Source organism: Halobellus clavatus (genome assembly GCF_900107195.1).
GTDB classification, from domain to species: domain Archaea; phylum Halobacteriota; class Halobacteria; order Halobacteriales; family Haloferacaceae; genus Haloquadratum; species Haloquadratum clavatum.
On sequence record NZ_FNPB01000002.1, the window covers coordinates 38,038 to 60,686 of the forward strand.

Sequence of the window (22,649 nt, forward strand, 5' to 3'; positions counted from 1 at the left end):
GTCCCGAGCGGCTTTTGTGCCTGTATGCGGAGTAGGCGCGTATGGGATATCGAATCGTGGATCTCGATACCGTGTCTCCGAGCGACGGGCGGCCCTGTGAGATGCGAGCGCTCGGAACCGCCGCCGAGCTCTCGAACGTCGCGATCAACCGCTTCCGCGCCGAGCCGGGCGAGCAGCTACCGCTAGCGTATCACTACCACGAGGAACAAGAAGAGGCGTTCTACGTGCTGTCCGGAACGCTGTCCGTCGAGACGCCCGAGGGGACCTACGAGATCGAAGCTGACGGGCTGTTCGCGGTCGACCCCGAGAGCCCACAGCGCGCGTACAACCCCGACGACGCCGACGAGGACGTCGTCGTGCTCGCGATCGGAGCGCCGGCGGTGGACGGCGACGCCGTCGCGTACGACCCCGAATAATGGCCGAGGAATCCACGGAGCCGTTCGATCCGGTCGAGGCGGCCGAGGGGACCGATATCGACCTCTCCGACGTGCCCGTCTGGGAGGACGAGTACCTCGATCGGGTGTCCGACCGCCTGATGTTCAACTACGATCTCGAACAGGACAAGCGGGTCCGCGGCGAGCGGTTTCCGCTGTTCGCCGAGTTGCGAATGGAGAGCCAGAAGCACTTTTTTCACCCCGCCCTGGACTACGCGAACCACGAGCACCGGGAGTTCCTGTTCGCTCGGCGCACTGATCGACCGACGGTAGCGGAGGTCGAACGACTCGTGACGCTCGGCCACGACCTCGCCGACTCCGAGGAGTGGGTCGTGCCCGACGAGGAGCACTTCGGGACGGACTTCACCTTCGTCCTCGTCGCCGAGACACTGCCCGACGACGTGCGGGAGTTTATCGACGGCTTCCGGGATCGGACGCTGCTCAAGTTCGGGTACTACGGGCACTACGAGATCAGTCTCGCGGTCGTTGCACCCGAGACCGAATCGATCGTCAAGAGCGAGAGCGCGGCGTCCGCCGAGGCGTTCGCGCTGTGGCGCGATGTGCCGCCGAGCGACGATCGCTCGGTGTTGGGACGCCTCCGAGACGCGGTGGCACGGCGACTCGGCTGACGAGAGCAACCGAGCGGGCTGGACCGTGCAGGTCCGGCGAAGCGAACGCAGAAAAGAAGGTAAACGCGGGGAATTCAGGTGCAGTTCAGTCGTCGCTCGGTGAGAAGCCGCCGGACTCCTCGCCGCTGCGCACCGCCTGGATGTTTTGGTATCCCAACCTGACGAGTGAGAGGCCGAGATACACCAACACGAGGGCGAGGATGATCTGCGTCGCCGCCGAGAGCATCTGGACGGTCGTCGCCTCCGCCATCCACTGAGCGTTGAGGAACTTGTCGTAGAGGTTGGTCTTGAACGCGAGCCACAGGAGGCCGGAGATGGTGATCGCGACCATCAGCGCCATCGGTGCCCCCGTGCTGAGGAGCTGCTTCGAGTCGTCCCAGTTCGCCAGCCAGACCGTGGCCGTCAGGAGCGCCAGCGCCGCGAGCAGCTGGTTGGCACCGCCGAAGAGCTGCCAGAGCGTGGACCACGAGCCGCTCGCGATCAGGATGTACGCCGGAATCGTCTGGACGGCGGCGTTGCCGTAGCGGTCCGACGCGAACGACTGCACCGACGTCTCGGGCGTCTCGACGATTTCTTCCATCATATAGCGGCCGAGGCGGACCGCGGTGTCAGTCGACGTGAGGAGGAAGCTCACGAGCACGAGCGCCATGAACGGCGCGCCGAAGGAGGTCGGGATCCCGAAGCTCGTGAGCAGGATGCCACCACCGCTCGCGAACGTGGGGAGCGCGAGTCCGATACCGCCACCCACGTCCGGCGCGACGAGCGCGACGGTGATGAGCGCGACTGTCGCGAGCAGCCCTTCACCGAGCATCCCGCCGTAGCCGATCGGGCGGGCGTCGGATTCTTGATTCAGTTGCTTGGCGGTCGTTCCCGAGGAGACCAGCGAGTGGAAGCCGCTGATCGTCCCGCACGCGATGGTGATGAAGAGCAGCGGGAACAACGGATTGCCGTTGCGGGCTGTGAAGCCGTAGAACGGTTCGAGGTTGGTCACGAGCGGCTGGCTCGACGTCGCGAAGAGCGTTCCGACGATGACAGCCAGGAGCGCACCGCCGACGCCGGTGTACAGGAGGAACGACGAGAGGTAGTCCCGTGGCTGGAGGAGCACCCAGACCGGGAGCGCACTCGCGATCGCCCCGTAGATCAGGATGACCGGGATCCACGCCGCCGTGTTGGCACCGAAAGCACCCGCGGCCGGGAGCCACGACATACTGGAACCGAAGAGGACGATCGTCCCTGCCGAGTAGTCACCGGGCACCAGCGCGAGCGGGTACTGGATGCCGACCCAGACGCCGACGAACATCAGCGCGACGAAGATCCCGGTCCCGGCGAGGAACGGGAGATCGAACTGATACAGCCACGCGCCGAGCAGGACCGCCAGCCCGATGTAGATCAGGCTCGCGGTTGCCGCCTCTGGGAAGGCGTTGAAGACGATCGCCACGACGAGGGCGAACACGGCCACGACGAGGATGATCGTCAGGAATGCGAACCACAGCAGCATGTTCTTCCCGCGTTCGCCGACGTACTCGCCGATGATGTAGCCGATCGACTTCCCCTCGTGTCGGAGGCTGGCCGACAGCGCGGAGAAGTCGTGGACGGCCCCCATCAGCGGGTTACCGATCGCGATCCACAGGAGCGCCGGGACCCAGCCCCAGAGCACGCCTGCCGTGATCGGGCCGACGATCGGTGCGCCACCGGCGATACTGGAGTAGTGATGGCCGAGGAGCACCGGTTTCTTCGATGGGACGTACTCCTGTCCGTCCTCGTATTTATGCGCCGGCGTTTCGCGATCGTCGTCGAGGTCGACGAACTGCGCGAGGTATTTCGAGTATCCGATATATCCGATACTGAACAGCGCGAGCACCGCTATGACTAACCATAGCACCTGAACCATATTGCTAGTACCCAGAGATCAATTGTGACAGATTCACGTATAATGGTAACGATTATTTTGTTATCTTGTACCGTGCGAAGAAGTGAGCAGGAGAGATCGATCGGAGCGGGGGTCGCTGACGAGCGGAGCGGGCGAGACGAATCGGCAGAACGAGCCCTCATTCGGCCGAGGACGAGACGGGATCGGGCCGCACTTCGATGTCGAGTTCGCCAGCGACGGTTTCGAGGATGCTCCCTTTCACTTCTGAAACCCGTGTTTCGATCTCGGCGACGACTGGCGGGTCGAAGGACTCGTGCAGCGTCTCGAGGTGGTCGCGTTCGGTGGCGACGCGGTCGCGGAGGAACGTCGCACCACGCCCTTCCTCGTGAGGCTCCGGTTCGGGCGTGAGCCGATTGATGGCCATCCCGCGGACGCTGAGGTCGTACGACCGGAGTTCTTCGACGGCGCGTCGCGTCTCTCGGAGCGAGAGTTCGTCGGGGTTGACGACGAGGAAGAACGCAGCGTCGTTCCTGAGTCGGTCTCCAGCGAACTCGAAGCGCTCCTTGCGGGTGCGGAGCCGATCGAGGATCGGATCGCCGTCCATCACCCGGCGCGGTTCGTTGTTCCCGATCGCCGCCCGCTCGTAGAGTTCGATCGCGCGCTCCCGCTTGTGTGCGAGGCGGTCGATCCATCCCTCGAGCATATCCGGGAGCGAGAGCAGTCGAAGGGTGCCCCCGGTCGGGGAGGTGTCGAAGACGACGCGGTCGTACTCGTCGGCCTCGCGCATCACCTCGATGAAGCGGTCCATCAGGGCTGCCTCGTACGCGCCGGGCGTCTGGTGGGCCATCTCGATCTGTCGGTCGATCTCGTTGACCATCGCCGCGCTGACCTGATCGCTCATCGCCCGCTTCGTCTCCATCAGGTGTCGCTCGGTCTCGGATTCGGGGTCGATTTCCATCGCGTCGAGACCGTCGAGTCCCTCGACCGACGAGGGATCGTCGTCGAACTGCTGATCGAAGACGTCCGACGTGCTGTGGGCCGGGTCGGTCGAGACGATGAGTGTATTGAGGTCCGCGCGGGCACACCGCAACGCGTACGCCGAGGAGACGGTCGTCTTGCCCACGCCGCCCTTGCCGCCGAAGAAGACGTGTTTTCGCATCGTCAGAAGTGGTACTGCTGGCCCTTTCGTTCGAGAAGCGACCCTCGACCCCACATCCGGCGTTCCCAGGCCTCGAACTCGTCTTCGAGGTAGGGCAGCAACTCAGCGGTGTAGTACGACACCGGTGAGGGAATCCCGAACGCCTCCGGAAAACACGCGAGCATAAAGATGTCTTCGAGGTCTTCGGCCTCCTTCTCGATCTTCTCGTATGCTGGATGGGTGATCATCCCGTGATAGAGGCCACGAACCCACTCACCGAGCCGCGCTCTGAACCGTTCGATCCGTTCGGCCAGCGTCATAGCACGCGATATGTCTCCCGATAGTAAAGCGTATTGCCCCGAGTGGTCGGGGCACCACCCAGACGCGGCCCGAGCGTCGGGAGCGACCGCTGCGGCCGCCCGGACGTTGAAGTGACGTCAGCGCCCATACGCGGTATGTCGATGTCGTCGGACCAGATACCGGTAACGATCCTCAGCGGGAGTCTCGGCGCGGGGAAGACGACCCTTCTCAACCGGATTCTGGGAGGCGTGACCGACCGCGACGTCGCCGTCCTGGTGAACGATATGGGGGAGTTGAACGTCGACGCCGACCTCGTGGACGAGGCGTCGGATCTCTCGGTCGATCAGGGAGGCGTCACCGAGCTGTCGAACGGCTGTATCTGCTGTGAACTCCGGGACGACTTAGAGACCGCCGTGGTCCGACTGGCCCGGGAGCGATCCTTCGATCACCTCGTCGTCGAACCCTCCGGAATCAGCGAACCGGCACCCGTCGCGCGTCTCTTCACCGCCGGGTCGCCCGCGGCAGCGCGATACCGGGTCGACGCCGTCGTCGCCGTCGTCGACAGTCGGCTGTTCGCCGAGACGTTCAGTGCCACGGACGCGCCCTCGAAGACCGTCGCGGAGGGCGAGGATGGCGAGCGACGGCCGCTGTCGGATCTCCTGGTCGAGCAGGTCGAGTTCGCCGACGCAGTCGTCCTGAACAAGACCGATCTCGTCGACGACGCGGAGTTCGAGCGAGTCGAGGGCGTCGTTCGGACGTTGCGCCCGGACGCGCGGGTCTTCCGGGCCACGTACGGTGACGTCGAGATCGATTCGATACTCGGCGTGGACCTGTTCGATCCGGGTGCGGCGGCGGAGAACGCGGGATGGAAACGCGCGCTGGATGCTGCGACGGGCGACGGCGAGGACCACGGAAGCGAGGGCGAGGACCACGGAAGCGACCACGACGACGGTGGACACGCTCACAGCGACCACGACGACGGTGGGCACGCTCACAGCCATACCCACCCCGAGGAGGCGTACGGAATCGACTCGTTCACCTACCGTCGACGGCGACCGTTCCACCCCGGGCGGATCGCCGACGTACTCGGAGCGCTCCCGGACTCGGTGCTGCGATCGAAAGGCCACCTCTGGATCGCCGGGCGTGAGGCGACCCACTTGACGTTCGGTCAGGCGGGCGACGCCGCCGCCGTGGAGGCCACGGGACGCTGGATCGCGAGCCTTCCGGAGTTCGAACAGCGAAGCTACCGTGAGAATCGTTCTGATCTCGGCTTCGAGTGGGACGAGACCTGGGGTGACCGTCGGATCGGCCTGGTGTTCATCGGGCAGGACATCGACGAGGACGCCCTGCGTGCTCGACTCGACGACGCTCTGATAACTGATGCGGAGTTCGACCGCGACTGGGACGAATTCTCGGGGCTCACCCCGTACCCGACCGAACCGGGTGACGACTACGTGCTCATCGATCCGACGGAGTGACAGAGGCGAGCGGGCGCCAGCAGTCAGCAGGCACACCCCGTCGAGCCGGGCGATCGTTCCAGGTCCATCTCGTCGCCGCACTCGGGACACGTCGGTGTCGTCTCACCGGCGACGTCGGCGGCCGGAATCCGTTCGGCGCAGTCGTGACACCAGTACGAACCGCGGGTCTCTGTCTTCCCGCCGCCTCGGTTGGGCGATTCCGTCGAGGCGACGAAGGCGTCCTTAAGTGTGCCAAGCAATCCCATATTGATGCTGAATGATCCTGACGTACAAAATTCCGCCTCGCTCGTCCGCGAGACGGACACAAGCGTGTCACCCCCCGTTCGCGACAGCCAAGACGCTCAGGAGGAGCAAGATGACCCCGAAGACGATCGCTCCGTAGCAGATCTGACGGAAGCGGAGTCCCACCGAGAGCTCGCGACGGACCGTCGGATCGACGGTCCAGACGAACCGCCGGTACGCCCACGCCGTCATCGCCGACGCCACTACGACGGACACGAGGAGCCCGTAGGCCCACGGAACGGCGAAGGCGTCCAGATACAGCGGGCCGAAGGAGAGACAGAGGAGCCACGCGGCGCTGGCGACGACGGCGAACGGAACGGGATCGACGGGTTCACCGCGACTGTTGCGAACCGGCACAGTGTAACAGTGAGTCCCCAGCACAAAATATGTGAAGGCCGGGATCGAGTGCTGAGTATGGAGACCACTTCGCAGGGAGACCCGCGCGTGCTCTTCGTTATGAACCTCGTCCTCTCGTCGGTCTTCGCTGCCGTCGTCATCTGGGGGCTCAGCACGGTGGATATCACGCAGTTCACGATCGTGAACGTCGGATCGCTGGCGCTCGTTGTGATGGCGGCGACGTACCTCATCACCCGGTGAGATCGGCGAGAGACCGGGTCGGGTGACGGATCGCCGGGGAGGTAGTGTCCAGCCGATCGCCGTCGTACGGGTGGGAACGGCCGAACACCGTCGCACGAGTGAGAACGGCCGATCGCTGGTGCCACGGGTGGGAACGGCCGACCGCTGGTGCCACGGGTGGGAACGGCCGATCGATGGGCCATAGCGGCGAGCGGAGCGATCCCGGTGAGTTATGAGGGTCGGCGTTCCGAATGTGGAACTGATGGCCATCGAAGACCGCGACGACGCGTACCTGATAACGCACGCCCTCGCGAAAGACACGCTCTCGCGACTCCGCGACGTCGACACCGAGCAGGTGGCGTTCCGGAAAGGCCTGGTCAAACTCGGCCGGATCTGCGGCTACGAGATCATCGACGGAGCGATGGAAACAGAGTACGTCTCCGTCGAGACGCCGCTCACCGAGACGACCGGCGAGCGCGTCCGGGGGCTCGACAACGTGGTGATCATCAACGTGCTGCGCGCGGCGACGCCGTTCGTGGAGGGGTTACTGAAGGCGTTCCCCCGCGCGAAGCAGGGCGTCATCAGCGCCGGGCGCGACGAGGAGGCCGGAATGGACGACGACGGGCAGTTCCCGATCACCATCGACTACGTCAAACTGCCCGAGATCACCGAGGACGACACCGTCATCGTCGCCGATCCGATGCTGGCGACGGGGTCGACGATGTGCGCGGTGCTCGATCACGTCCTCGACGACGCCGGCGCGGATCCGGCCGACGTGTTCGTGCTCTCGGCCGTCTCAGCCCCCGACGGACTCCTGCGCGTCGGCGAAGCGTTCCCCGACGCGGACCTCCTGACGGTCGCCATCGACGATCACCTCGACGACGACGGATACATCGTTCCGGGGCTGGGCGACGCAGGTGACCGGGCGTTCAGGACGACGTAGCGTCGAACGGCCGGCACACGGGGTGAACACCTTTACCGACGCGTCGCACACAGGAACGTATGGCCGGGAGCGAGCCCTGTGACGCCTGCGGCGATCCGATCGAAGAGCCACTCGCGCGGACCGTCCAGTTGAACGTCGATCGATCGGAAGTCGACAGCCAGCGACTCTGTCCGGCGTGTTTCGCGGAGTGGATCGAGCGGTATCGGACCGAAATGCAACCCGGAAGTCGTCAAGAGAGTTACGACGAGGACGCCGACATCATCGTCGATTGATGATCGACGATTGAGGCCCGTCGACGCTCAGACCGCGACGGCGCGCCGGGGATCGTCCGGACCCTCGAAGATCGCGATGTACGGCGCGCCGCTGTCATCACTCGGACACGCGTCGGTCCGCTGGATCGGGAACGTCTCGCCAGTCGTGTTCGTCGCGTCGAGATACAGCGTCACCGGGTAGGTCTTCGATCCGAAACTCATCACGTGCTCGTTGTAGCCGTCGTCGACGTTGATGTTCGCCCGAACTGGCGGTCGCCGCTCGCGCTCCGGTTCTGCGTACCGGTACTCACTCCAGTCACCAGCGGCGCAAGCGGCGTAGTCGGGTGTCTCCACCCGCTCCGGGAGCGGGGTCGGATTCGAGACGACCACGGACGCGACACGGTTATCCCCCCGCGGCGATTCGGTGATCTCGATCTGGCTCTGAGGCTGGAGTTCGTAGGCGAGTCCGCCCGTTCCGACGTCGACGGCGAGGACGAGCACCGCGATCACCACGAGGCCCCCGAAGAGAGACCTCGCCTGCGTCGCCGTCAGGAGTCGGTTCTGGTCGTCGAACCGGGTTCGAAGGCCGAAGAGGAGGGCGGCGAGCGTCAGGAGGCCGGCGACGACGACCGCGCTCCCCGCATCGAAGGTGTTCACGAGATTGAAGAAGATGCCGACGACGGAGACGACGACGACGCCGTACGCGAGGAGCGTCAACTGCCGGTCGTCGGTCCCCTGCGAGAGGGCGAAGACGCCCGCGAGGAACGCCAGCGTGAGTAGGATCTTCGAGACCGGAGAGACGCCGAGTTCGACGTTGAAGACGAAAAACAGCGCGGCGATTGTGGTGAGCACTGCCGCTGCGCCGTTGAATAACGTTTCCGAGTCGATGTCGACCATAGCCGTTCGATTCACCGGCCGCATTCAAGTATCCGATGGGAAACACAAACGCCGGTTTGACCCTCGCGACTGAACGGCTCTCGAACCCCGCTGTTTCGTCTCGAATCCCCACGGGGTATGTCGAATCCGTTTCGAACCGAAGGAGTGGAAGAGGACCCCCGTACCGACGGGAGACGAACCGTGTGTAAAGTAGTCACACGTATCCGACGCTGCGGAACGGGCACCGATCGATCACAGGCGGACTCGGCAGCGCAGCGATCACGCACAGACCGCTCACACGTGACGACCGCAGAATAGACCACTCATACGTGACGACCGCGCACATACCGCTCATACGTGAGGACCGTACGCGGGTCGCTCACAGCACGATAGCGTAGCCTCCGGGCACGGATCGCTACTCAGTAGTCGATGCGCGCCCGACCGCTCGTCGCGCTCCGGATTCGGTCACGGAGCGCCGCTGCCTGCTCGATGGGTGCGCGGATCTCGAACGAGACGTCGGCGTCGTAATCGGCGTCGAACTCCACGTCCGCGCTCTCGATGAGGTCGCGGACGTTGCCGGAGTCGTCGTACTCGACGGTGACGGCGAATCGCTCGTGCGGGACCGTCTCGACGACGCCCGCGTCGTCGATGGCGTCCTTCACGGCGCGGGAGTACGCGCGGGCGAGTCCGCCCACGCCGAGGTTCGTCCCGCCGTAGTACCGGGTCACGACCGCGACGACGTTCCGGAGTTCCTGCTGAACGAGGACGTTCAGCGCGGGATCGCCCGCCGAGCCGCTGGGTTCGCCGTCGTCGGACTGGTACTCGCGGAGCATCGCCGCCGACCCGTCGCTTGGCCCGCTGCCCCCGGTTTCGACTGCAGGTGCGCGGTAGGCGGGAACGTTGTGCGTCGCGTCGGCGTGACGGTCGCGGATCTGCTCGACGAACGCTTCCGCCTCGGCGACGGTGTTGGCGGGGCCCACATAGCCGACGAACTCCGATCCGCGGATCTCGAAGGCCGCCTCACCCGGTCCGGCCACGGTCCGGAAGGCGTCCGGATGGTCGCTTCCGGCGGTGTCCTCGGACGGATCAGTCACGGGTGGCGGTAGGTCCGCCATCGATCAAAAGGGTTCGCGTCGCGAGATTTCTGGCCGCCCGGTGGTGAGTTCTGTGACCTGACCGCCCGGTGGTAGATTGTGTGACCGCCGGGGGTCGATCACGCGAGGCTGATCCGACGGACGAAGTCGAGTGCCGAGAGTTCGTTCAGGAGGTCGCCGGGGATCGGATCGTCGGTGATGACGTAGAGTTTCGGCTCGTCGGTGAACTCGGGATCTTCGCTGATCGTCTGGCGGATGGAGATGCCGCGATCCGCGAGGTGAGTCGTGATCTCAGCGACGATGCCGGGGCGCTCGGCGTCGTTGACCTCGACGGTGAGTGCGGAGAGATCGAGGACAGGTGCGAGATCCATAAGGCTCGGGATCGACGAGATGTTCTGGAAGATTCGCCTGAGTTCCTCGTCTTCGAGGATCGCCGTCGTCGTCGAGTCGACCACGCGGCGGTCGACGTCGATCTCGCGAGCGATGCCCGTGTTCGGGATTTCGATTCCTCCGGAAACGACGCGCCCGTCGTCGTTGACCGAGAAGCCGCGTTCTAAGAGGAGACGGATGACCTCCTGTTGACTGGGGCTCCCCTCGAACTTCTCCATAATCTCGTCGAACACGGTCGAAGTGATCACGGGCCACCGATATGAGACTGGCGTTCGGGCGGGAACAGACTGCCAGAGGCGGTCCCGACGCTACCGGAGAGTGTGTCGGGCGACGCCGCCGGGAATCGTGCTGGTATCCGTGTGCGTCGGACTCAGTTGTCGAACCGAGCCTGCACGAACGGCTGGGCGTTTTCGATGTCGCCGAGTCGAGAATCAGAGAGGAGGACTGCTTCGGTCTCGTCGATCGGGACCGAGAGCGAGATCTCTTTCGTCCGGCCGTAGCGGCCCTTCGAGACGACGACGGCGTTGACGATCCCGAGCATATCGAGTTCGGAGATGAGGTCGGTGACGCGGCGCTGGGTGAGCACGTCGGCGTCGATCTCCTCGCAGAGCCGCTTGTAGATGTTGAACACCTCGCCGGTGTTCACGTTTCGAACGCCGTTCTTTTCCAGCAAGATCGTCGCGAAGAGCACGATCTTCGATTGGGTTGGCAGCGTCCGGACGACCTCGACGACCCGATCGAGTTCGATCTTGTCTTGGGCCTTGCGGACGTGTGCCTCCTCGACGGTGTCGGCCTGTCCGCGCTCGGCGAGTTCCCCCGCAGTCCGGAGGAGGTCGAGTGCGCGGCGGGCGTCACCGTGCTCCTGGGCGGCGAATGCCGCACACAGCGGGATGACGTCGTCGGTGAGGGCGTCTTGCTTGAACGCGACGTTCGCGCGGTGCTGGAGGATGTCGCGGAGTTGGTTCGCGTCGTACGGCGGGAAGACGATCTCCTCTTCGCCCAGACTGGATTTGACCCGCGGATCGAGGAAGTCGGTGAACTTGAGGTCGTTCGAGATGCCCATAATCGAGATCCGGGAGTTGTCCAGCTCGGAGTTCATCCGCGAGAGGTTGTACAGCGTGTCGTCACCGGATTTCTCGACGAGTTTGTCGATCTCGTCGAGCATAATCACGACGACGCGTTCCTCGTAATCGACGGCGTCGAAGAACGTGGAGTAGACCCGATCGGTGGGCCATCCCGTCATTGGGACCGACTCCATTCCCTCGCGGTCGTCTTCCAGTTTCTCGATCCGATCTGCGACGTCGTCGATCGTCTCGAACTCCGTGTCAGCGAGTGACGTAGCGGGAGCGGCGGCGTCTGCAGCCTCGGAGTGGAGTTCGTTCAGTTCCGCCAGTTCTGCATCGATGACGTTCTGGTTCTTTTCGATGAACTTGTTCGCGAGTTGCGCGAGAACGCGGTACTGCGTGTCGGTGACTTCGCAGTTGATGTACTCGACCTCGCAGGGGACGTCGTACTTCTTCGAGGTGGATTCGAGCTCCTGGCTGACGAACTTCGCGCTCGCGGTCTTGCCGGTCCCCGTCTTCCCGTAGATCAGAATGTTCGACGGCGTCTCGCCACGGAGTGCCGAGACCAGGATCGTCGCCATCTGGTTGATCTGTTCGGTCCGGTGCGGGAGTTCGTGGGGGGTGTAGGACGGCCGCAGCACCTCTTTGTTCTCGAAGATCGGTTCGCCCGAGAGCAGGTCGTCGAAGAGTCCCTGACTGTCGTCGTCGTCGAGGACGACCTCGTCGAGCCCGAGGTCGGTCTTGCCCCCGCCGCTCGAGTCGGTCGGGCCGATGCTCTCTTCGATGTCGATGTCGGCGGCGGTGACAGGATCGGAATCCGATTCGGACGTCGAATTCGGTTCCGAACTGGGGGAGGGGTCGGACGGTGAATCGTCGGCGGACGTTGGGTCCTCCTCAGTAGGATCCGCTTCGACTGTGGGATCCGTGTCACGCGGCGAGCCATCCCCCTCAGATCCGTCCGACTGATCACCCTCTTCGGACGCGTCCGTTTCGACGGGAAACTCGTCGGTGATTGTGGCGTTCTCGGCGGTCCCACTGTCCGCACTCGCTTCAGCCGTATCCGCAGCGGGACGATCGCCGGCGTCGGGATCCGCGTCGGCGGTCGACTCCGCCTCCTCGATCACCGTCCGATCGTCGACGTCGAGCGACGTGTCGGGCGCAGCGGCTTCCTCTCGGTTCGTAGCGCGTCTCTCGTTCCCGGATCCTGTATCTTCGCCCATCGATGTAACCCCCCAATTTCGACTGGAAATCACGCCCCCGTGAAGGTATATCGGAGCGTTAGCCGAGAGAGAAACCGAATTAGACCGGTTCTCTCTCGCCGACGTGTCCAGTTGATGCAGAAGAAGCAGACGAACAGGTGGAATAAAAAACTTGTCTCTTTCTCCGTCCCCTCACGATGTGAGATGTCCAGACCACTGCGTGAGTGGCGCGAACTGCTGTAATCGGGCAAGGATTCCTCGCCAGTGAGGAGAACTACCCGGTGGAGCAGGAGTCGACCCAAGCGCCACCCCCGGGTGTGCACCCGCGGAGTGACGTGATGGTGTGACTCGGTTGAGATTGTCGTTCGGAAGTCGTTCGGGAGTTGTTCGAGGTTGTTCAAGGGTCGCTCGGATCGCCGTCCACTCGGATTGTCGTTCCCTCGACCCCTCCCCCACCCCTTCGTTTCGGGTGGAACCGTCAGAACGGGGGTGGGGGTGTCAGCACCGGGTACTACTAGAGCGGTATCTTTATAATGTCTCTCCCGAAAACGGACCCGTATTCCAGTAGAGAATTAATATCAGTATATCTATTATTTAATTTTAGTATCTAAACAGCTGATTTTATCTGCCCAGTCGGCCGGCATCCCACACCGTCATCGGTTTCCAGTTGAAACGAAGGGGTGGGGGGTTGATTTCAGTGGGTACCGACGCCAGCTGGTCGACTGGATACCCGATCGGTCCACACCGCGTGTCGAAATCCGATCGGTTCACACCGCGTGTCGATTTCGCACGTCGATCGTGCCCCGGAGTCCACACGAATCGCCTTCCTGAGGCTGCTACCGACTATCTACCGGCTGAATCCCCCTCGATCGTGGCCCGTCTGACGCAGTGTTTAAGTGAACACGGAGTTGTGATACCTCCATACGCCCTTCCACGAGTCGGATCGGGAGGCGCGGGAGGCCAGGATGGGACTGTTCACAGACCTTAGAGACAGCATCTCACGGGCCGTCGACCGGATGTTCTCGGATGCCGAGCCCAAACGGATCGGCATCTACGGACCCCCCAATGCCGGGAAGACGACCCTCGCAAACAGAATCGCACGTGACTGGACCGGCGACGCCGTCGGCCCCGAGAGTCACATCCCGCACGAAACCCGACGCGCGCGTCGGAAAGAAAACGTCGAGATCGAACGGGACGGCAAGACGGTGAGCATCGACATCGTCGACACGCCCGGTGTCACGACGAAAGTCGACTACAAGGAGTTCCTCGACCACGATATGGAGAAAGAGGACGCCGTCCGCCGATCTCGCGAAGCGACCGAAGGCGTCGCGGAGGCGATGCACTGGCTCCGCGAGGACGTCGACGGCGTGATCTACGTCCTCGACAGCACGGAGGATCCGTTCACGCAGGTGAACACGATGCTCATCGGGATCATCGAGAGCCAGGACCTGCCGGTGTTGATCTTCGCGAACAAGACAGACCTGGACGATTCGAACGTCCAGCGCATCGCCAACGCGTTCCCGCAGCATGAGACAGTGCCGCTTTCGGCGCTCGAGGGGAACAATATGGACGAAGTCTACTCGAAGATCGCGGAGTACTTCGGGTGATCACGATGCCGGAAGTCACACCAGGCGAGACCGGAGACGGCGTCCAGATCGACCTCATCAGTGGCGCTCGGATGGAGGGGCTGACGAGTATGGAGAAAATTCGTCTCATCCTCGACGGCGTCCGCGACGGCAACATCGTCGTGCTCGAAGAGGGACTGTCGCCCGACGAGGAATCGAAGCTCATCGAGGTCACGATGACCGAAATCAGTCCCGACGAGTTCAACGGGATCGAGATCGAGACCTATCCCCACTCCCAGACCGGAAGTCAGAGCCTTCTCGACCGACTGATGGGCAAAGGATCGGACAAGAAACTCACCGTCATCGGTCCTGCAAACCAGATCGAGACGCTCCACAAAGACGAGAACCTCATCAGCGCACTCGTCTCCCGAAAGTAACAGGGCAAGTAGATGACACGCACTGCCCCGACCGGCCGTCCTCGACGCGTCGCTTCGACGCCACGACGACGTCGCCGGCCCGCCGGACGCCCGCTGCACCCGAACCCAGCCCTCCTTCCGTAATCACCAATGCCTCACCAATGTACGAACTGCGGCCGAGTGTTCGCGGACGGGTCCAAAGAGATGCTGTCCGGGTGTCCGAACTGCGGCGGTAACAAGTTCCAATTCCAGCCCGCCTCCGAGACGTCATTGGAGACGGAGACCGACAGCGGCACCGCCGCCAGCCAGTCGCCTCCGCCTTCGACGGACGAGCGGACTCCATCTTCACCCAGCGAACCCGCTCCATCTTCGGCCGACGAATCGAGGGCGACTCCGGACGGCGCTTCGACGACCAGTACTCCCGACGAGTCGTCGCCGACTGGGTCGTCGGAAGCGTGGAGCGAGGCAGCGGACCGAGCGCTCGACGACCGCTCGGGTGCCACCGCGGATTCACCGGACCAACAGTCCACACCCACCGACGCCGGTCCCGATACACAGCGTGATCCGCTCGCATCCGATCGCGAGTGGCCGAATCAGTCGAACCGATCGGAGTCGGCCGGCGGATCCGACGACTCCTCCCAACCCGCTGGTCCGGACGATTCGACGGGATCCGATTCAGACACGCAGTCTGCTTCTTCACCGTCTCGATCCGAGTCCTCACCATCTCGATCCGAGTCCTCACCGTCTCGATCCGAGTCCTCACCGTCCCGATCCGAGTCCTCACCGTCCCAGCCCGAATCTCCTGACTCTCAGAGCAGTTCCTCTTCGCCGGCGGACTCGACGATGGCGTCTGATACCGACGTCGACTCGACCGCGTCAAACGTTCCGGAAGACGCCGCGCAAGCGAACGCTCGAAGCGACGTCGTCTCGCCGGACGAGATCGCGGCTGGTGCTCCGGATCCTACCGTCGACGATCCGTCTGACAACGAGGCCAGCGGCGAGGACGCTCGCGGTCCACCGAGCGACGCTGACGGTCGCGTCATCGAACCTTCGAATGACGACCGGCCGGACCTCGACGACCTCCGGGAGGAACTCAACGAGCAGTTCGAGAGCATCCGCATCGTCGCCCCCGGCGAATACGAACTCAATCTGATGGAACTGTACGACCGAACCGAGTACATCATCTCACTCCAGGAGGACGGCCGGTACATCATCGAAGTCCCGGATACGTGGGACACGACCCCGGGCGGCCCCGACGACGCCTGACGTCTCTCTCCCGTCGGATCCCGTCGGATCCCGTCGGATCCCGTCGGATAAGGTCCGTTCTTCGTTCAAGTCGATCACTCCAGACCTGCTCATCCGCCTTTCCCGACGGTCTCTTTGACGGCCCCTGCTTCTACGAGACTCCGTCGACACCCTCACGGCGTCGAATTGGAGGGATTTAAGCGCCCCGCCCGACACCGACCGGGTATGAGTCAGGCGACCAAAATCGTCCTCGGAACTGTCGGTGTCTCAGCCGTCCTCGTGATCGCTATCGTCGTGCTGCTCGCGTTCGGGTAATGTCGTGATGCTCGCGTTCGGGTACCGGCGGTAGCCGGCAGCGTCCGGATCTCATTTCCTTTTTTCGGTCGTCGATGCCGGCTCCTCGTTCATCGACCCGACGCTTCGCTTATCGACACGGCTCCTCGTTCATCGACCCGACGCTTCGTTTATCGATATGGCTCCTCGTTTATCGACACGACGCTTCGCGCAGACTACTCTCCGACTCGTGGAGAGTTGCCCTGCCACACTCGGCGGATGACTTCCGGTACAATCCGGTTTCATGTCTCCGAAAAGACGCTTTTTCACCTCGAGTCACCCGAGTCCCGACTCGTCGCCCCCCCGCGAACCGGGGTCGAACCCGCCTATTACGACATCGATCGTGGTTTCGAGGCGTACCGCTCAAGGCGCCCCGGGTTCAACCGAACGTATGTTCGACCGCCGCGCGCTCACGGACGACGTCGATGCCGTCCGCGAGGCGCACGCTCCCGACGCACGCGTCCTTGATGTCGGCGCCGACTTCGAGACGATTCCCCCGGCCGCCGCCGAGGATCTGGGTCTCCTCGTCGACGGGTTGGATCCCGCGACGTACCCATCGGAGTGGCTCCCGCCGGATGCGCCCGAGGCGCTCGTCAGCTACGCCGGTCCGGACTTCACCGTCGGTATGCCGGGAGATGGGACCGTCACGTGGACTCGCCAGACCGTGCCGCCGACGGTTCTCGTCAAGAAACGCGCCGAGGGGACACCGACTGACTTCCTCGACTTCCTGCTCGCGGAGGCGTTCGTCCAGGTCGGCACCGACGCGCCCGAGCATTTCCTCCCGTTCTTCGGAGAGGCGTATCGAGACCTCGACGCGGTCGTCCCACTCGGTCCGGCGGACGTCTACCAGATCGCCGCCGCCCTCTACGACGCCTGGCTCGGCATACAGACCCGCAGCAGCTTCCGCAGTTGGGAGGAGGACCGTCCCCGTCTCCACGACGCGTGGGCCGACGCGGGCCAGCGGCTCTCGGGTCGGCTCTCGACACTCCCCCGGGCGGTCGCCCGCGGGCAGACGTCGTTCGCGGAAGCCACTGAGTACGCCTGTTCGGCGATCAAGCACGGGCTCGATCTCCCCGCGCCGTTCGCCGCACTCGACACCCAGGCCTTCGTCGATCACGGCCCCGAATACGGGGTCCGCTGGGCCGAGACGACCTTCGAGAAACTCGGTGAAGAGACAGCAGAAGAGACTGCAGGGGAGTCCGACGCTTCCGACCCTTCCGACGCGCCGGACGAGACGCTCGAATAATCACGGGCTTCCCGGCGGCGGAGGCGACGCCTCTCTCCGAGAACTTCAGCCGCCAGGACGACCTCAAGTCTCGACGACGACGCTACTGTACCGTTCTCAGAACTCGGTCATCACGTCACCGTCGACGTCGAGTTCGACGACAGCGTCGAACAGGTCTCGGAACCGTTGGATCGTCTCGTCGTCGTGGACCTCGTTCGAGAGGTGGAACAGCCCGACGGCATCGTGCTCGGCGAGCAGTTCCAGCAGTCGCTCGGTCGCGTCGTACGCTTCGTCGACGTCCGCGTAGTACGCCATCTCCGTCACCGAGTCGACGCTGATTCGAACCTTGCCGCCGTGCGTCCTGAGGAACTCCTCAGTCTTCGTGACGATTCCATCGAGATCGTCAGGCGCGGCGACGTAGTGAACGCGATCGCTCCGTCGTCGGGAGTACCCGCGCTCCACCGAGAGCGTGTCGAGGACGACAGCCTTCGACTCGTCGACATCGTAGTGCTCCAGTTTCTGCTCGACCTCCCGGGCGGTGGTTCGTGTCGAGACGACCAGGAAGTGATCGGTGTCGGTCTTCAGGAAGTCGGTGTCGATCCGGTCCGTCTCGCCGATGCTCGGATGCAGGAGCAGTACCCCGGTACCGCTGGGGATCGAATCGGGTGCGTTCTCGATAGCGAGGGTATAATCCATACCCGTAGATCCGGCCGCGCGGACTTAACGATGCGGGGCATCCGATCGAATTACCCCACCGACGATTCCGCGGCCCGGTGCGCGGTCCCCCGCACCTACGCCCGTCGTTGCGTATCAGGAGACTGCGTCGCTCCTGTCTCTGCGTATCAGTAGATCGAGTCGGCAGTCGCTGCGCCGATCACGCTGAATACCGAACCGATGCTGACAGCCTTTACGGTCGTCACGACCAGCACGGGGTCGATCGTGACGCCGACGAGCGGCACCACCGTCACCTCGCCGCCGGCAAGAAACGTCGCCGGCGCGTCGAACGCGAGCGCGAGGATCGTCACGGAGAGATACGAGACGGCGACGAGCGAAATGAAGCGCACCGGGATCCCACCGACCTCAGTCTCGCCATCCGGATCCCGATTGTCGGCCTTGTAGAGCGCTCCGTATCCGATAGTCAGGACGATGATCACCGTCAGCAGGGCCTGGACCCACGACATACTCCCCGCGAGGACCCACACCTCTTCGGTGACGACGAAGGGCCCGGCGAGGAGGAACCCGCCGATGATCTGCTGGACCGTATCGGAGAGTGCGAACCGGCGGCGGCGTCCGACCATATCTCCCATCCCCGCGGCACGATATATATAACCGCCCCTCGTCGGCCGACCGCCGAGAGGCCTCGGCCCTCGGCCCTCGCCCTCGATTGTCGCTGACTGACCGCAATCGATGGTCCCAGGTCGGAATCCGACCGTTCTTGTGGTGGCCGCTCCAGAAGCGGATATGAGCGTTCGAGCCGAGTTCGACGCCTGGGCGGCCGACGGGCGCGACAAGGGAATGGAGGAACGACACTGGCACACGGCGAAACACGCCCTCGCCCGGATGCCGATCGAGGATGGCGAGACCGTCCTCGATCTCGGCTGCGGCAGCGGATACATCGGTCGCGCGCTCCGCGAGACGGGGACCGCCGGTCGGGTCTACGGGCTCGACGGCTCTCCTGCGATGGCGCAGAACGCCCGTTCGTACACCGACGATCCGCTCGTCGGCTTCCTCGTCGGTGACTTCGACGCCCTCCCGTTCGCGGACGACTCGATCGATCACGTCTGGAGTATGGAAGCGTTCTACTACGCACGGGACCCCGACCACACCCTCGAAGAGATCGCGCGCATCCTCCGTCCCGGCGGAACGTTCTACTGCGGGGTGAACTACTACGAAGAGAACGTCCACTCCCACGAGTGGCAAGAGCGGATCGACGTCGAGATGACGCGCTGGTCGGCCGCGGAGTACCGCGAGGCGTTCCGCGCTGCCGGACTCCACGTCGCCGAGCAGGAGAACATCCCGGATCGCGAGGTCGAGATCCCGCCGGCGGAGGCCTTCCCCACCGACGACTGGGACGCTCGTGAGGCGATGGTCGAGCGCTATCGGACGTACGGGACGCTTCTCACTGTCGGAGTCTCCCCCTGAGAAATTCTGAGAGATTCTGTGAGTTCCTGAGGATCCCTAACACTACCTGAGATCCCTCCGAGCTCTCCGTCGCACGCGCTGCTATCCCCTCTGCGCCCGAGTACTTCCACCACAATGCGCTGATCTCGGTGCTTTGATCCGACCACTTCGGGTGTCGGGCCGCGATTCAGGGTCCTCTACCCTGTTCGGTCTCGACGACGCGCGCCGCCGAGGGGTCGAACCCGATCCGAACGTCGCCCTCCAGGGGGTCGACCGAGCGGACCGTCACCTCCTGGCCGTTCCACCGGAGGTGTGATCGGGTCGATTCGCCGAGGAACTCGGCCTTGGAGACGGTTGCGTCGAGAACGTTGGCCGGGGTGTCACCGAATCCGGTCCCGGAGCCATCGCCTCCGGAACGCGCTCTCGATTCGATCCCCGCCCGGTCGGTTCCCGGCCCGTCGCCCCCGTCTCCGACGACGGACATCCCCTCTGGTCGGACGCAGAACACCACCCGGTCGCCGGTATCGACGCGACGATCGCTCGCCACCGTGACCGTCGTCCCCCCGACGTCGACATCGACCATTCGCTCTCTCCCAGACCCCTCTGTTTCATCTGGAGATTTTCGATCGTTGTCGACTGACGTCGTGGTTTTCTCGAACTCTCTCCCGTCGCGAATCGAGACCACCGGTCCTTCGAAGACGTTGTTGTCGCCGACGAAGTTCGCGACGAAGCGCGTCGCTGGCCGTCGGTACACGTCTCGCGGCGTGCCGATCTGTTCGATCGCTCCACCGTTCATCACGGCCAGTCGATCCGAGATCGCGAGCGCTTCCTCCTGGTCGTGGGTGACGTACAGCGTCGTAATGCCGAGTTCGGACTGGATCTCCTTGATCTGCATCCGGAGACGCTCTCGCAACTGGGCGTCGAGGGCACTCATCGGCTCGTCCAAGAGGAGGAGATCCGGGCCCGGAGCCAGCGCCCGCGCGAGCGCGATCCGCTGTTGCTGCCCGCCGGAGAGTTCCGCCGGATCCCTGTCGCCCGCGTCGGGGAGGTCGACGAGTTCGAGCAGGGACGCGACGCGCTCGGCGTCGCTCTCGCCGCCGGGTGGATCGCCGAATTTCAACCCGTAGGCGACGTTCTCGCGGACAGAAAGGTGAGGAAACAGGGCGTAGTTCTGGAACACGACGCCGACGTCCCGGTCCTCCGGCGGGACCCCGCGCATCGACTCGCCGTCGAACCTGATCGCTCCGGCACTCGGCGGTTCGAATCCTGCCACCAGCCGGAGGGTCGTCGTCTTCCCGCATCCCGAGGGACCGACAAGCGTGAAGAACTCCCCGTCGTCGACGTCGACACTGATACCGTTCGCTCCCCCGCCCGCCGCCGGGTCCGGCTGGTCCCCCTCCGACCCACCGAGCGCGATCGTCTCGCCGTACGTCTTCCGGACGTCTTCCAGCGTCAGTCTCATCTCAGAATCCTCCTCGGCCGTATCGGCCGCCGAACCGTTCGATTACGACGAAACTCAGACTCGTCACCCCGAGCAGCAGACACCCCATCGCGGTCGCCGGGCCGAGCCGCCGACCGAGATATCGCTCGACGGCGACGGGCATCGTGTAACTCGTCGATCCCTCCGCGAGGACGACCGTGGAATCGAACTCGCCGATGCTGATCGCGAAGGCGAACGCCGCACCCGCCACGACGCCCGCGGCGACCAGCGGGAGTTCGATATCGAGGAGCGCCCGCACTCGGCTCGCGCCCAGGCTCCGTGCCGACTCGATCAGCCGCGGGTCGAGGTTTCCGAGCAGCGGCGCGACGTTCCGCGTCACGAAGGGATACGCGCCGACGGCGTGCGCGGCGACGATCGCGACTGCGCCGGTCGCGGTGATCCGCGTTCCGAACACCTCGATCCCGAAGACGAGGCCCCGGAGAAGGCCAAGCCCGACCACGATCCCCGAGACGGCCAGCGGGGCCATCGAGAGAGCGTCGACGAGGGCGCGCCCCCGGAAGTCCCGGGTCGTCAGTACCGCCATCAGCACCCCCATCGGCACCCCGACGAGCAGCGTCCCGGCCCCGAAGACGAGCGAGTTCTCGATCGCGGGTAGCGGGCGCACCTGGTACGCCGCCCCGGTCTGCTGGCGTTCTACGAGGAACCGGTAGTGCCGGAGCGACAGCTCTCCTTGCGGTCCGGTGAGACTCGTCAGGATCATCGAGGCGATCGGGACGACGAACACCGCGAGCACGACGACGGCGTAGCCGACGATCGCGAGGCGCGTCCCGAGTTCCCGCGACGTCACGGACTCGGGCCACAGCGACCGCCGAGGCTGTGGTCGCGCACCCTGCCCCGCCGCGCGCTGTCGGCCCTCGTACCGGAGATACAGATACGTCAGGCTGAGCGAAATCACGGTCTCGACGACGGCGAGCGCGGCCGCCTCGGCGTACGCGAGGTTCTGGATCCGCGAGTAGATGAACACCTCGACGGTCGCCAACTGGAAGCCGCCGAGCGCGAGGACGATCGGAAACGACGCGAACGTGAATACGAAGGTCAGCGTCGCGCCGACCGCCACGGCGGGGAGCAGTTGCGGCAGGACCACGTCACGGAAGGCCCGGACCGGCGACGCGCCGAGGCTTCGAGCCGTCTCGATCGCCGAGGCGTCGACACTCTCCCACGCCGCCGTCGTCACCCGCGCGACGAGCGGCGCGTTGTAGAACGCGTGCGCGACGACGATCGCGGGCAGCGTGAACAGCAGTTCGATCGTCGGGAGGCCGAGCGCCCGTAACACCGCGTTCAGCGTCCCGTTCTGTCCGAACGTCGCCACGAACCCGATCGCCACCATGATTGAGGGCATCACGAACGGCAGGATCGTCAGCGACCGGAGCGTCTCTCGGCCGGGGAACTCGAATCTGGCCAGCACCCACGCCCCCGGCAGACCCAGCGCGACGGACGCGACCGTCGAGAGGAACGCCTGGTACGCCGTGAAGCCGAAGATCTCGACCAGGTAGAACCGGGAGGTGAGCACGGAGACGAGCGGTTCGATCGTCGGCCGCCCGTCGACGACGATGGCGTCGACGAACACCGTCGCGACCGGGTAGTAGAAGACGCCCACGAGGACCAGCGCCGTCGCGAGCGCACCGAGTGCGAGCGCGTGCGACTCGACCAACCCGGCGACCGCCCGGATCCGATCGACGGCTCTCGAGGCGTGGTCCCGAAGCGTGGCTCTCACGGGTG

Annotated in this window: 25 protein-coding genes; 12 read left to right on the plus strand and 13 right to left on the minus strand. The window is 64.5% G+C overall.

All coding sequences use genetic code 11. The features are described from left to right. The first annotated feature begins 41 nt into the window (after positions 1-41). Complete coding sequence (locus BLU74_RS03640) at positions 42-416, plus strand: cupin domain-containing protein (protein ID WP_089765366.1); 375 nt, start codon at positions 42-44, stop codon at positions 414-416. After that, complete coding sequence (locus tag BLU74_RS03645) at positions 416-1,063, plus strand: DUF8052 family protein (protein ID WP_089765368.1); 648 nt, start codon at positions 416-418, stop codon at positions 1,061-1,063. Before BLU74_RS03640 ends, BLU74_RS03645 begins: the two co-directional genes overlap by 1 nt. A gap of 85 nt (positions 1,064-1,148) precedes the next feature. Here the strand turns inward: BLU74_RS03645 and BLU74_RS03650 are convergent, their stop codons facing one another. The 3 genes from BLU74_RS03650 to BLU74_RS03660 all read right to left on the minus strand — a co-directional run bounded on the left by BLU74_RS03650 (position 1,149) and on the right by BLU74_RS03660 (position 4,391). Next, positions 1,149-2,954, minus strand: coding sequence for a carbon starvation CstA family protein (locus BLU74_RS03650; RefSeq protein ID WP_089765370.1), 1,806 nt, complete (start codon positions 2,952-2,954; stop codon positions 1,149-1,151). 157 nt (positions 2,955-3,111) lie between these two features. Continuing rightward, positions 3,112-4,092: an ArsA family ATPase gene (locus BLU74_RS03655; protein ID WP_089765372.1), complete on the minus strand. Its 981-nt coding sequence runs from the start codon at positions 4,090-4,092 to the stop codon at positions 3,112-3,114. A gap of 2 nt (positions 4,093-4,094) precedes the next feature. Continuing rightward, positions 4,095-4,391 (minus strand): DUF7990 family protein, encoded by a 297-nt coding sequence (locus BLU74_RS03660; RefSeq protein ID WP_089765374.1) that lies wholly within the window; start codon positions 4,389-4,391, stop codon positions 4,095-4,097. Positions 4,392-4,526: 135 nt separating this feature from the next. On the opposite strand from BLU74_RS03660, the gene BLU74_RS03665 reads away from it, so the two are divergent. Beyond that, the gene (locus BLU74_RS03665) at positions 4,527-5,849 is read left to right on the plus strand and encodes a GTP-binding protein (protein ID WP_089765376.1); all 1,323 of its coding nucleotides are present in this window, start codon (positions 4,527-4,529) and stop codon (positions 5,847-5,849) included. A gap of 23 nt (positions 5,850-5,872) precedes the next feature. Here the strand turns inward: BLU74_RS03665 and BLU74_RS03670 are convergent, their stop codons facing one another. Further along, complete coding sequence (locus tag BLU74_RS03670; protein ID WP_089765378.1) at positions 5,873-6,094, minus strand: hypothetical protein; 222 nt, start codon at positions 6,092-6,094, stop codon at positions 5,873-5,875. Positions 6,095-6,161: 67 nt separating this feature from the next. After that, the gene (locus BLU74_RS03675; RefSeq protein ID WP_245705722.1) at positions 6,162-6,488 is read right to left on the minus strand and encodes a hypothetical protein; all 327 of its coding nucleotides are present in this window, start codon (positions 6,486-6,488) and stop codon (positions 6,162-6,164) included. Positions 6,489-6,545: 57 nt separating this feature from the next. Between BLU74_RS03675 and BLU74_RS03680 the strand changes: the two genes are divergently transcribed. The 3 genes from BLU74_RS03680 to BLU74_RS03690 all read left to right on the plus strand — a co-directional run bounded on the left by BLU74_RS03680 (position 6,546) and on the right by BLU74_RS03690 (position 7,922). Next, positions 6,546-6,728, plus strand: a complete 183-nt coding sequence (locus BLU74_RS03680) for a DUF8107 family protein (protein WP_089765381.1) — start codon at positions 6,546-6,548, stop codon at positions 6,726-6,728. Positions 6,729-6,969: 241 nt separating this feature from the next. Then, positions 6,970-7,650, plus strand: a complete 681-nt coding sequence (gene upp, locus BLU74_RS03685; protein WP_089765384.1) for a uracil phosphoribosyltransferase — start codon at positions 6,970-6,972, stop codon at positions 7,648-7,650. A 59-nt stretch (positions 7,651-7,709) separates the two neighbouring features. Next, on the plus strand, positions 7,710-7,922 hold the full coding sequence (locus BLU74_RS03690; RefSeq protein WP_089765386.1) for a DUF7569 family protein: 213 nt from the start codon (positions 7,710-7,712) through the stop codon (positions 7,920-7,922). A gap of 27 nt (positions 7,923-7,949) precedes the next feature. Here the strand turns inward: BLU74_RS03690 and BLU74_RS03695 are convergent, their stop codons facing one another. The 4 genes from BLU74_RS03695 to BLU74_RS03710 form a co-directional block, all read right to left on the minus strand. Further along, positions 7,950-8,798, minus strand: coding sequence for a hypothetical protein (locus BLU74_RS03695; RefSeq protein WP_089765388.1), 849 nt, complete (start codon positions 8,796-8,798; stop codon positions 7,950-7,952). Between the two features lie 398 nt (positions 8,799-9,196). After that, the gene (locus BLU74_RS03700) at positions 9,197-9,871 is read right to left on the minus strand and encodes an IMPACT family protein (protein ID WP_245705723.1); all 675 of its coding nucleotides are present in this window, start codon (positions 9,869-9,871) and stop codon (positions 9,197-9,199) included. Between the two features lie 119 nt (positions 9,872-9,990). Further along, complete coding sequence (locus BLU74_RS03705) at positions 9,991-10,494, minus strand: TrpY family transcription regulator (RefSeq protein WP_089766032.1); 504 nt, start codon at positions 10,492-10,494, stop codon at positions 9,991-9,993. 137 nt (positions 10,495-10,631) lie between these two features. Then, on the minus strand, positions 10,632-12,545 hold the full coding sequence (locus BLU74_RS03710; protein WP_089765393.1) for a Cdc6/Cdc18 family protein: 1,914 nt from the start codon (positions 12,543-12,545) through the stop codon (positions 10,632-10,634). Positions 12,546-13,489: 944 nt separating this feature from the next. Between BLU74_RS03710 and BLU74_RS03715 the strand changes: the two genes are divergently transcribed. The 5 genes from BLU74_RS03715 to BLU74_RS03730 all read left to right on the plus strand — a co-directional run bounded on the left by BLU74_RS03715 (position 13,490) and on the right by BLU74_RS03730 (position 17,329). Then, complete coding sequence (locus BLU74_RS03715) at positions 13,490-14,131, plus strand: Era-like GTP-binding protein (RefSeq protein ID WP_089765396.1); 642 nt, start codon at positions 13,490-13,492, stop codon at positions 14,129-14,131. 5 nt (positions 14,132-14,136) lie between these two features. Beyond that, on the plus strand, positions 14,137-14,526 hold the full coding sequence (locus BLU74_RS03720; protein ID WP_089766034.1) for a DUF2073 domain-containing protein: 390 nt from the start codon (positions 14,137-14,139) through the stop codon (positions 14,524-14,526). An 822-nt stretch (positions 14,527-15,348) separates the two neighbouring features. Next, positions 15,349-15,771 (plus strand): OapC/ArvC family zinc-ribbon domain-containing protein, encoded by a 423-nt coding sequence (locus tag BLU74_RS19445; RefSeq protein ID WP_281241824.1) that lies wholly within the window; start codon positions 15,349-15,351, stop codon positions 15,769-15,771. A 204-nt stretch (positions 15,772-15,975) separates the two neighbouring features. Continuing rightward, positions 15,976-16,065: a hypothetical protein gene (locus BLU74_RS19660; RefSeq protein ID WP_449271653.1), complete on the plus strand. Its 90-nt coding sequence runs from the start codon at positions 15,976-15,978 to the stop codon at positions 16,063-16,065. Positions 16,066-16,474: 409 nt separating this feature from the next. Continuing rightward, positions 16,475-17,329 carry a DUF7089 family protein gene (locus BLU74_RS03730; protein ID WP_089765401.1) on the plus strand — a complete coding sequence of 285 codons (855 nt, stop codon included), beginning with the start codon at positions 16,475-16,477 and terminating at the stop codon, positions 17,327-17,329. Positions 17,330-17,425: 96 nt separating this feature from the next. On the opposite strand, the gene BLU74_RS03735 is transcribed toward BLU74_RS03730, so the two are convergent. Then, positions 17,426-18,004, minus strand: coding sequence for a DUF7090 family protein (locus BLU74_RS03735; RefSeq protein WP_089765403.1), 579 nt, complete (start codon positions 18,002-18,004; stop codon positions 17,426-17,428). A gap of 146 nt (positions 18,005-18,150) precedes the next feature. Next, positions 18,151-18,606 carry a DUF2391 family protein gene (locus BLU74_RS03740; protein ID WP_089766037.1) on the minus strand — a complete coding sequence of 152 codons (456 nt, stop codon included), beginning with the start codon at positions 18,604-18,606 and terminating at the stop codon, positions 18,151-18,153. A gap of 163 nt (positions 18,607-18,769) precedes the next feature. On the opposite strand from BLU74_RS03740, the gene BLU74_RS03745 reads away from it, so the two are divergent. Continuing rightward, positions 18,770-19,450 carry a class I SAM-dependent methyltransferase gene (locus BLU74_RS03745; RefSeq protein ID WP_089765404.1) on the plus strand — a complete coding sequence of 227 codons (681 nt, stop codon included), beginning with the start codon at positions 18,770-18,772 and terminating at the stop codon, positions 19,448-19,450. 166 nt (positions 19,451-19,616) lie between these two features. Here BLU74_RS03745 and BLU74_RS03750 read toward each other — a convergent pair whose 3' ends face one another. Together BLU74_RS03750 and BLU74_RS03755 are read right to left on the minus strand one after the other, a co-directional pair. Continuing rightward, on the minus strand, positions 19,617-20,891 hold the full coding sequence (locus BLU74_RS03750) for an ABC transporter ATP-binding protein (RefSeq protein WP_089765406.1): 1,275 nt from the start codon (positions 20,889-20,891) through the stop codon (positions 19,617-19,619). A 1-nt stretch (position 20,892) separates the two neighbouring features. Next, positions 20,893-22,644, minus strand: coding sequence for an ABC transporter permease (locus BLU74_RS03755; protein WP_175454575.1), 1,752 nt, complete (start codon positions 22,642-22,644; stop codon positions 20,893-20,895). Between the last annotated feature and the right edge of the window lie 5 nt (positions 22,645-22,649).

Bases quoted from the DNA above. Each gene is read 5' to 3' on its own strand.
- BLU74_RS03715 (WP_089765396.1), top strand. From the start codon at position 13,490: ATGGGACTGTTCACAGACCTTAGAGACAGCATCTCACGGGCCGTCGAC.
- BLU74_RS03735 (WP_089765403.1), bottom strand. From the start codon at position 18,004: ATGGATTATACCCTCGCTATCGAGAACGCACCCGATTCGATCCCCAGC.
- BLU74_RS03710 (WP_089765393.1), bottom strand. From the start codon at position 12,545: ATGGGCGAAGATACAGGATCCGGGAACGAGAGACGCGCTACGAACCGA.
- upp (WP_089765384.1), top strand. From the start codon at position 6,970: ATGGCCATCGAAGACCGCGACGACGCGTACCTGATAACGCACGCCCTC.
- BLU74_RS03650 (WP_089765370.1), bottom strand. From the start codon at position 2,954: ATGGTTCAGGTGCTATGGTTAGTCATAGCGGTGCTCGCGCTGTTCAGT.
- BLU74_RS03690 (WP_089765386.1), top strand. From the start codon at position 7,710: ATGGCCGGGAGCGAGCCCTGTGACGCCTGCGGCGATCCGATCGAAGAG.
- BLU74_RS03745 (WP_089765404.1), top strand. From the start codon at position 18,770: ATGAGCGTTCGAGCCGAGTTCGACGCCTGGGCGGCCGACGGGCGCGAC.
- BLU74_RS03665 (WP_089765376.1), top strand. From the start codon at position 4,527: ATGTCGATGTCGTCGGACCAGATACCGGTAACGATCCTCAGCGGGAGT.
- BLU74_RS19660 (WP_449271653.1), top strand. From the start codon at position 15,976: ATGAGTCAGGCGACCAAAATCGTCCTCGGAACTGTCGGTGTCTCAGCC.
- BLU74_RS03680 (WP_089765381.1), top strand. From the start codon at position 6,546: ATGGAGACCACTTCGCAGGGAGACCCGCGCGTGCTCTTCGTTATGAAC.
- BLU74_RS03670 (WP_089765378.1), bottom strand. From the start codon at position 6,094: ATGGGATTGCTTGGCACACTTAAGGACGCCTTCGTCGCCTCGACGGAA.
- BLU74_RS03655 (WP_089765372.1), bottom strand. From the start codon at position 4,092: ATGCGAAAACACGTCTTCTTCGGCGGCAAGGGCGGCGTGGGCAAGACG.
- BLU74_RS03695 (WP_089765388.1), bottom strand. From the start codon at position 8,798: ATGGTCGACATCGACTCGGAAACGTTATTCAACGGCGCAGCGGCAGTG.
- BLU74_RS03740 (WP_089766037.1), bottom strand. From the start codon at position 18,606: ATGGTCGGACGCCGCCGCCGGTTCGCACTCTCCGATACGGTCCAGCAG.
- BLU74_RS03720 (WP_089766034.1), top strand. From the start codon at position 14,137: ATGCCGGAAGTCACACCAGGCGAGACCGGAGACGGCGTCCAGATCGAC.
- BLU74_RS03640 (WP_089765366.1), top strand. From the start codon at position 42: ATGGGATATCGAATCGTGGATCTCGATACCGTGTCTCCGAGCGACGGG.
- BLU74_RS03730 (WP_089765401.1), top strand. From the start codon at position 16,475: ATGTTCGACCGCCGCGCGCTCACGGACGACGTCGATGCCGTCCGCGAG.
- BLU74_RS03750 (WP_089765406.1), bottom strand. From the start codon at position 20,891: ATGAGACTGACGCTGGAAGACGTCCGGAAGACGTACGGCGAGACGATC.
- BLU74_RS03645 (WP_089765368.1), top strand. From the start codon at position 416: ATGGCCGAGGAATCCACGGAGCCGTTCGATCCGGTCGAGGCGGCCGAG.
- BLU74_RS03660 (WP_089765374.1), bottom strand. From the start codon at position 4,391: ATGACGCTGGCCGAACGGATCGAACGGTTCAGAGCGCGGCTCGGTGAG.
- BLU74_RS19445 (WP_281241824.1), top strand. From the start codon at position 15,349: ATGGCGTCTGATACCGACGTCGACTCGACCGCGTCAAACGTTCCGGAA.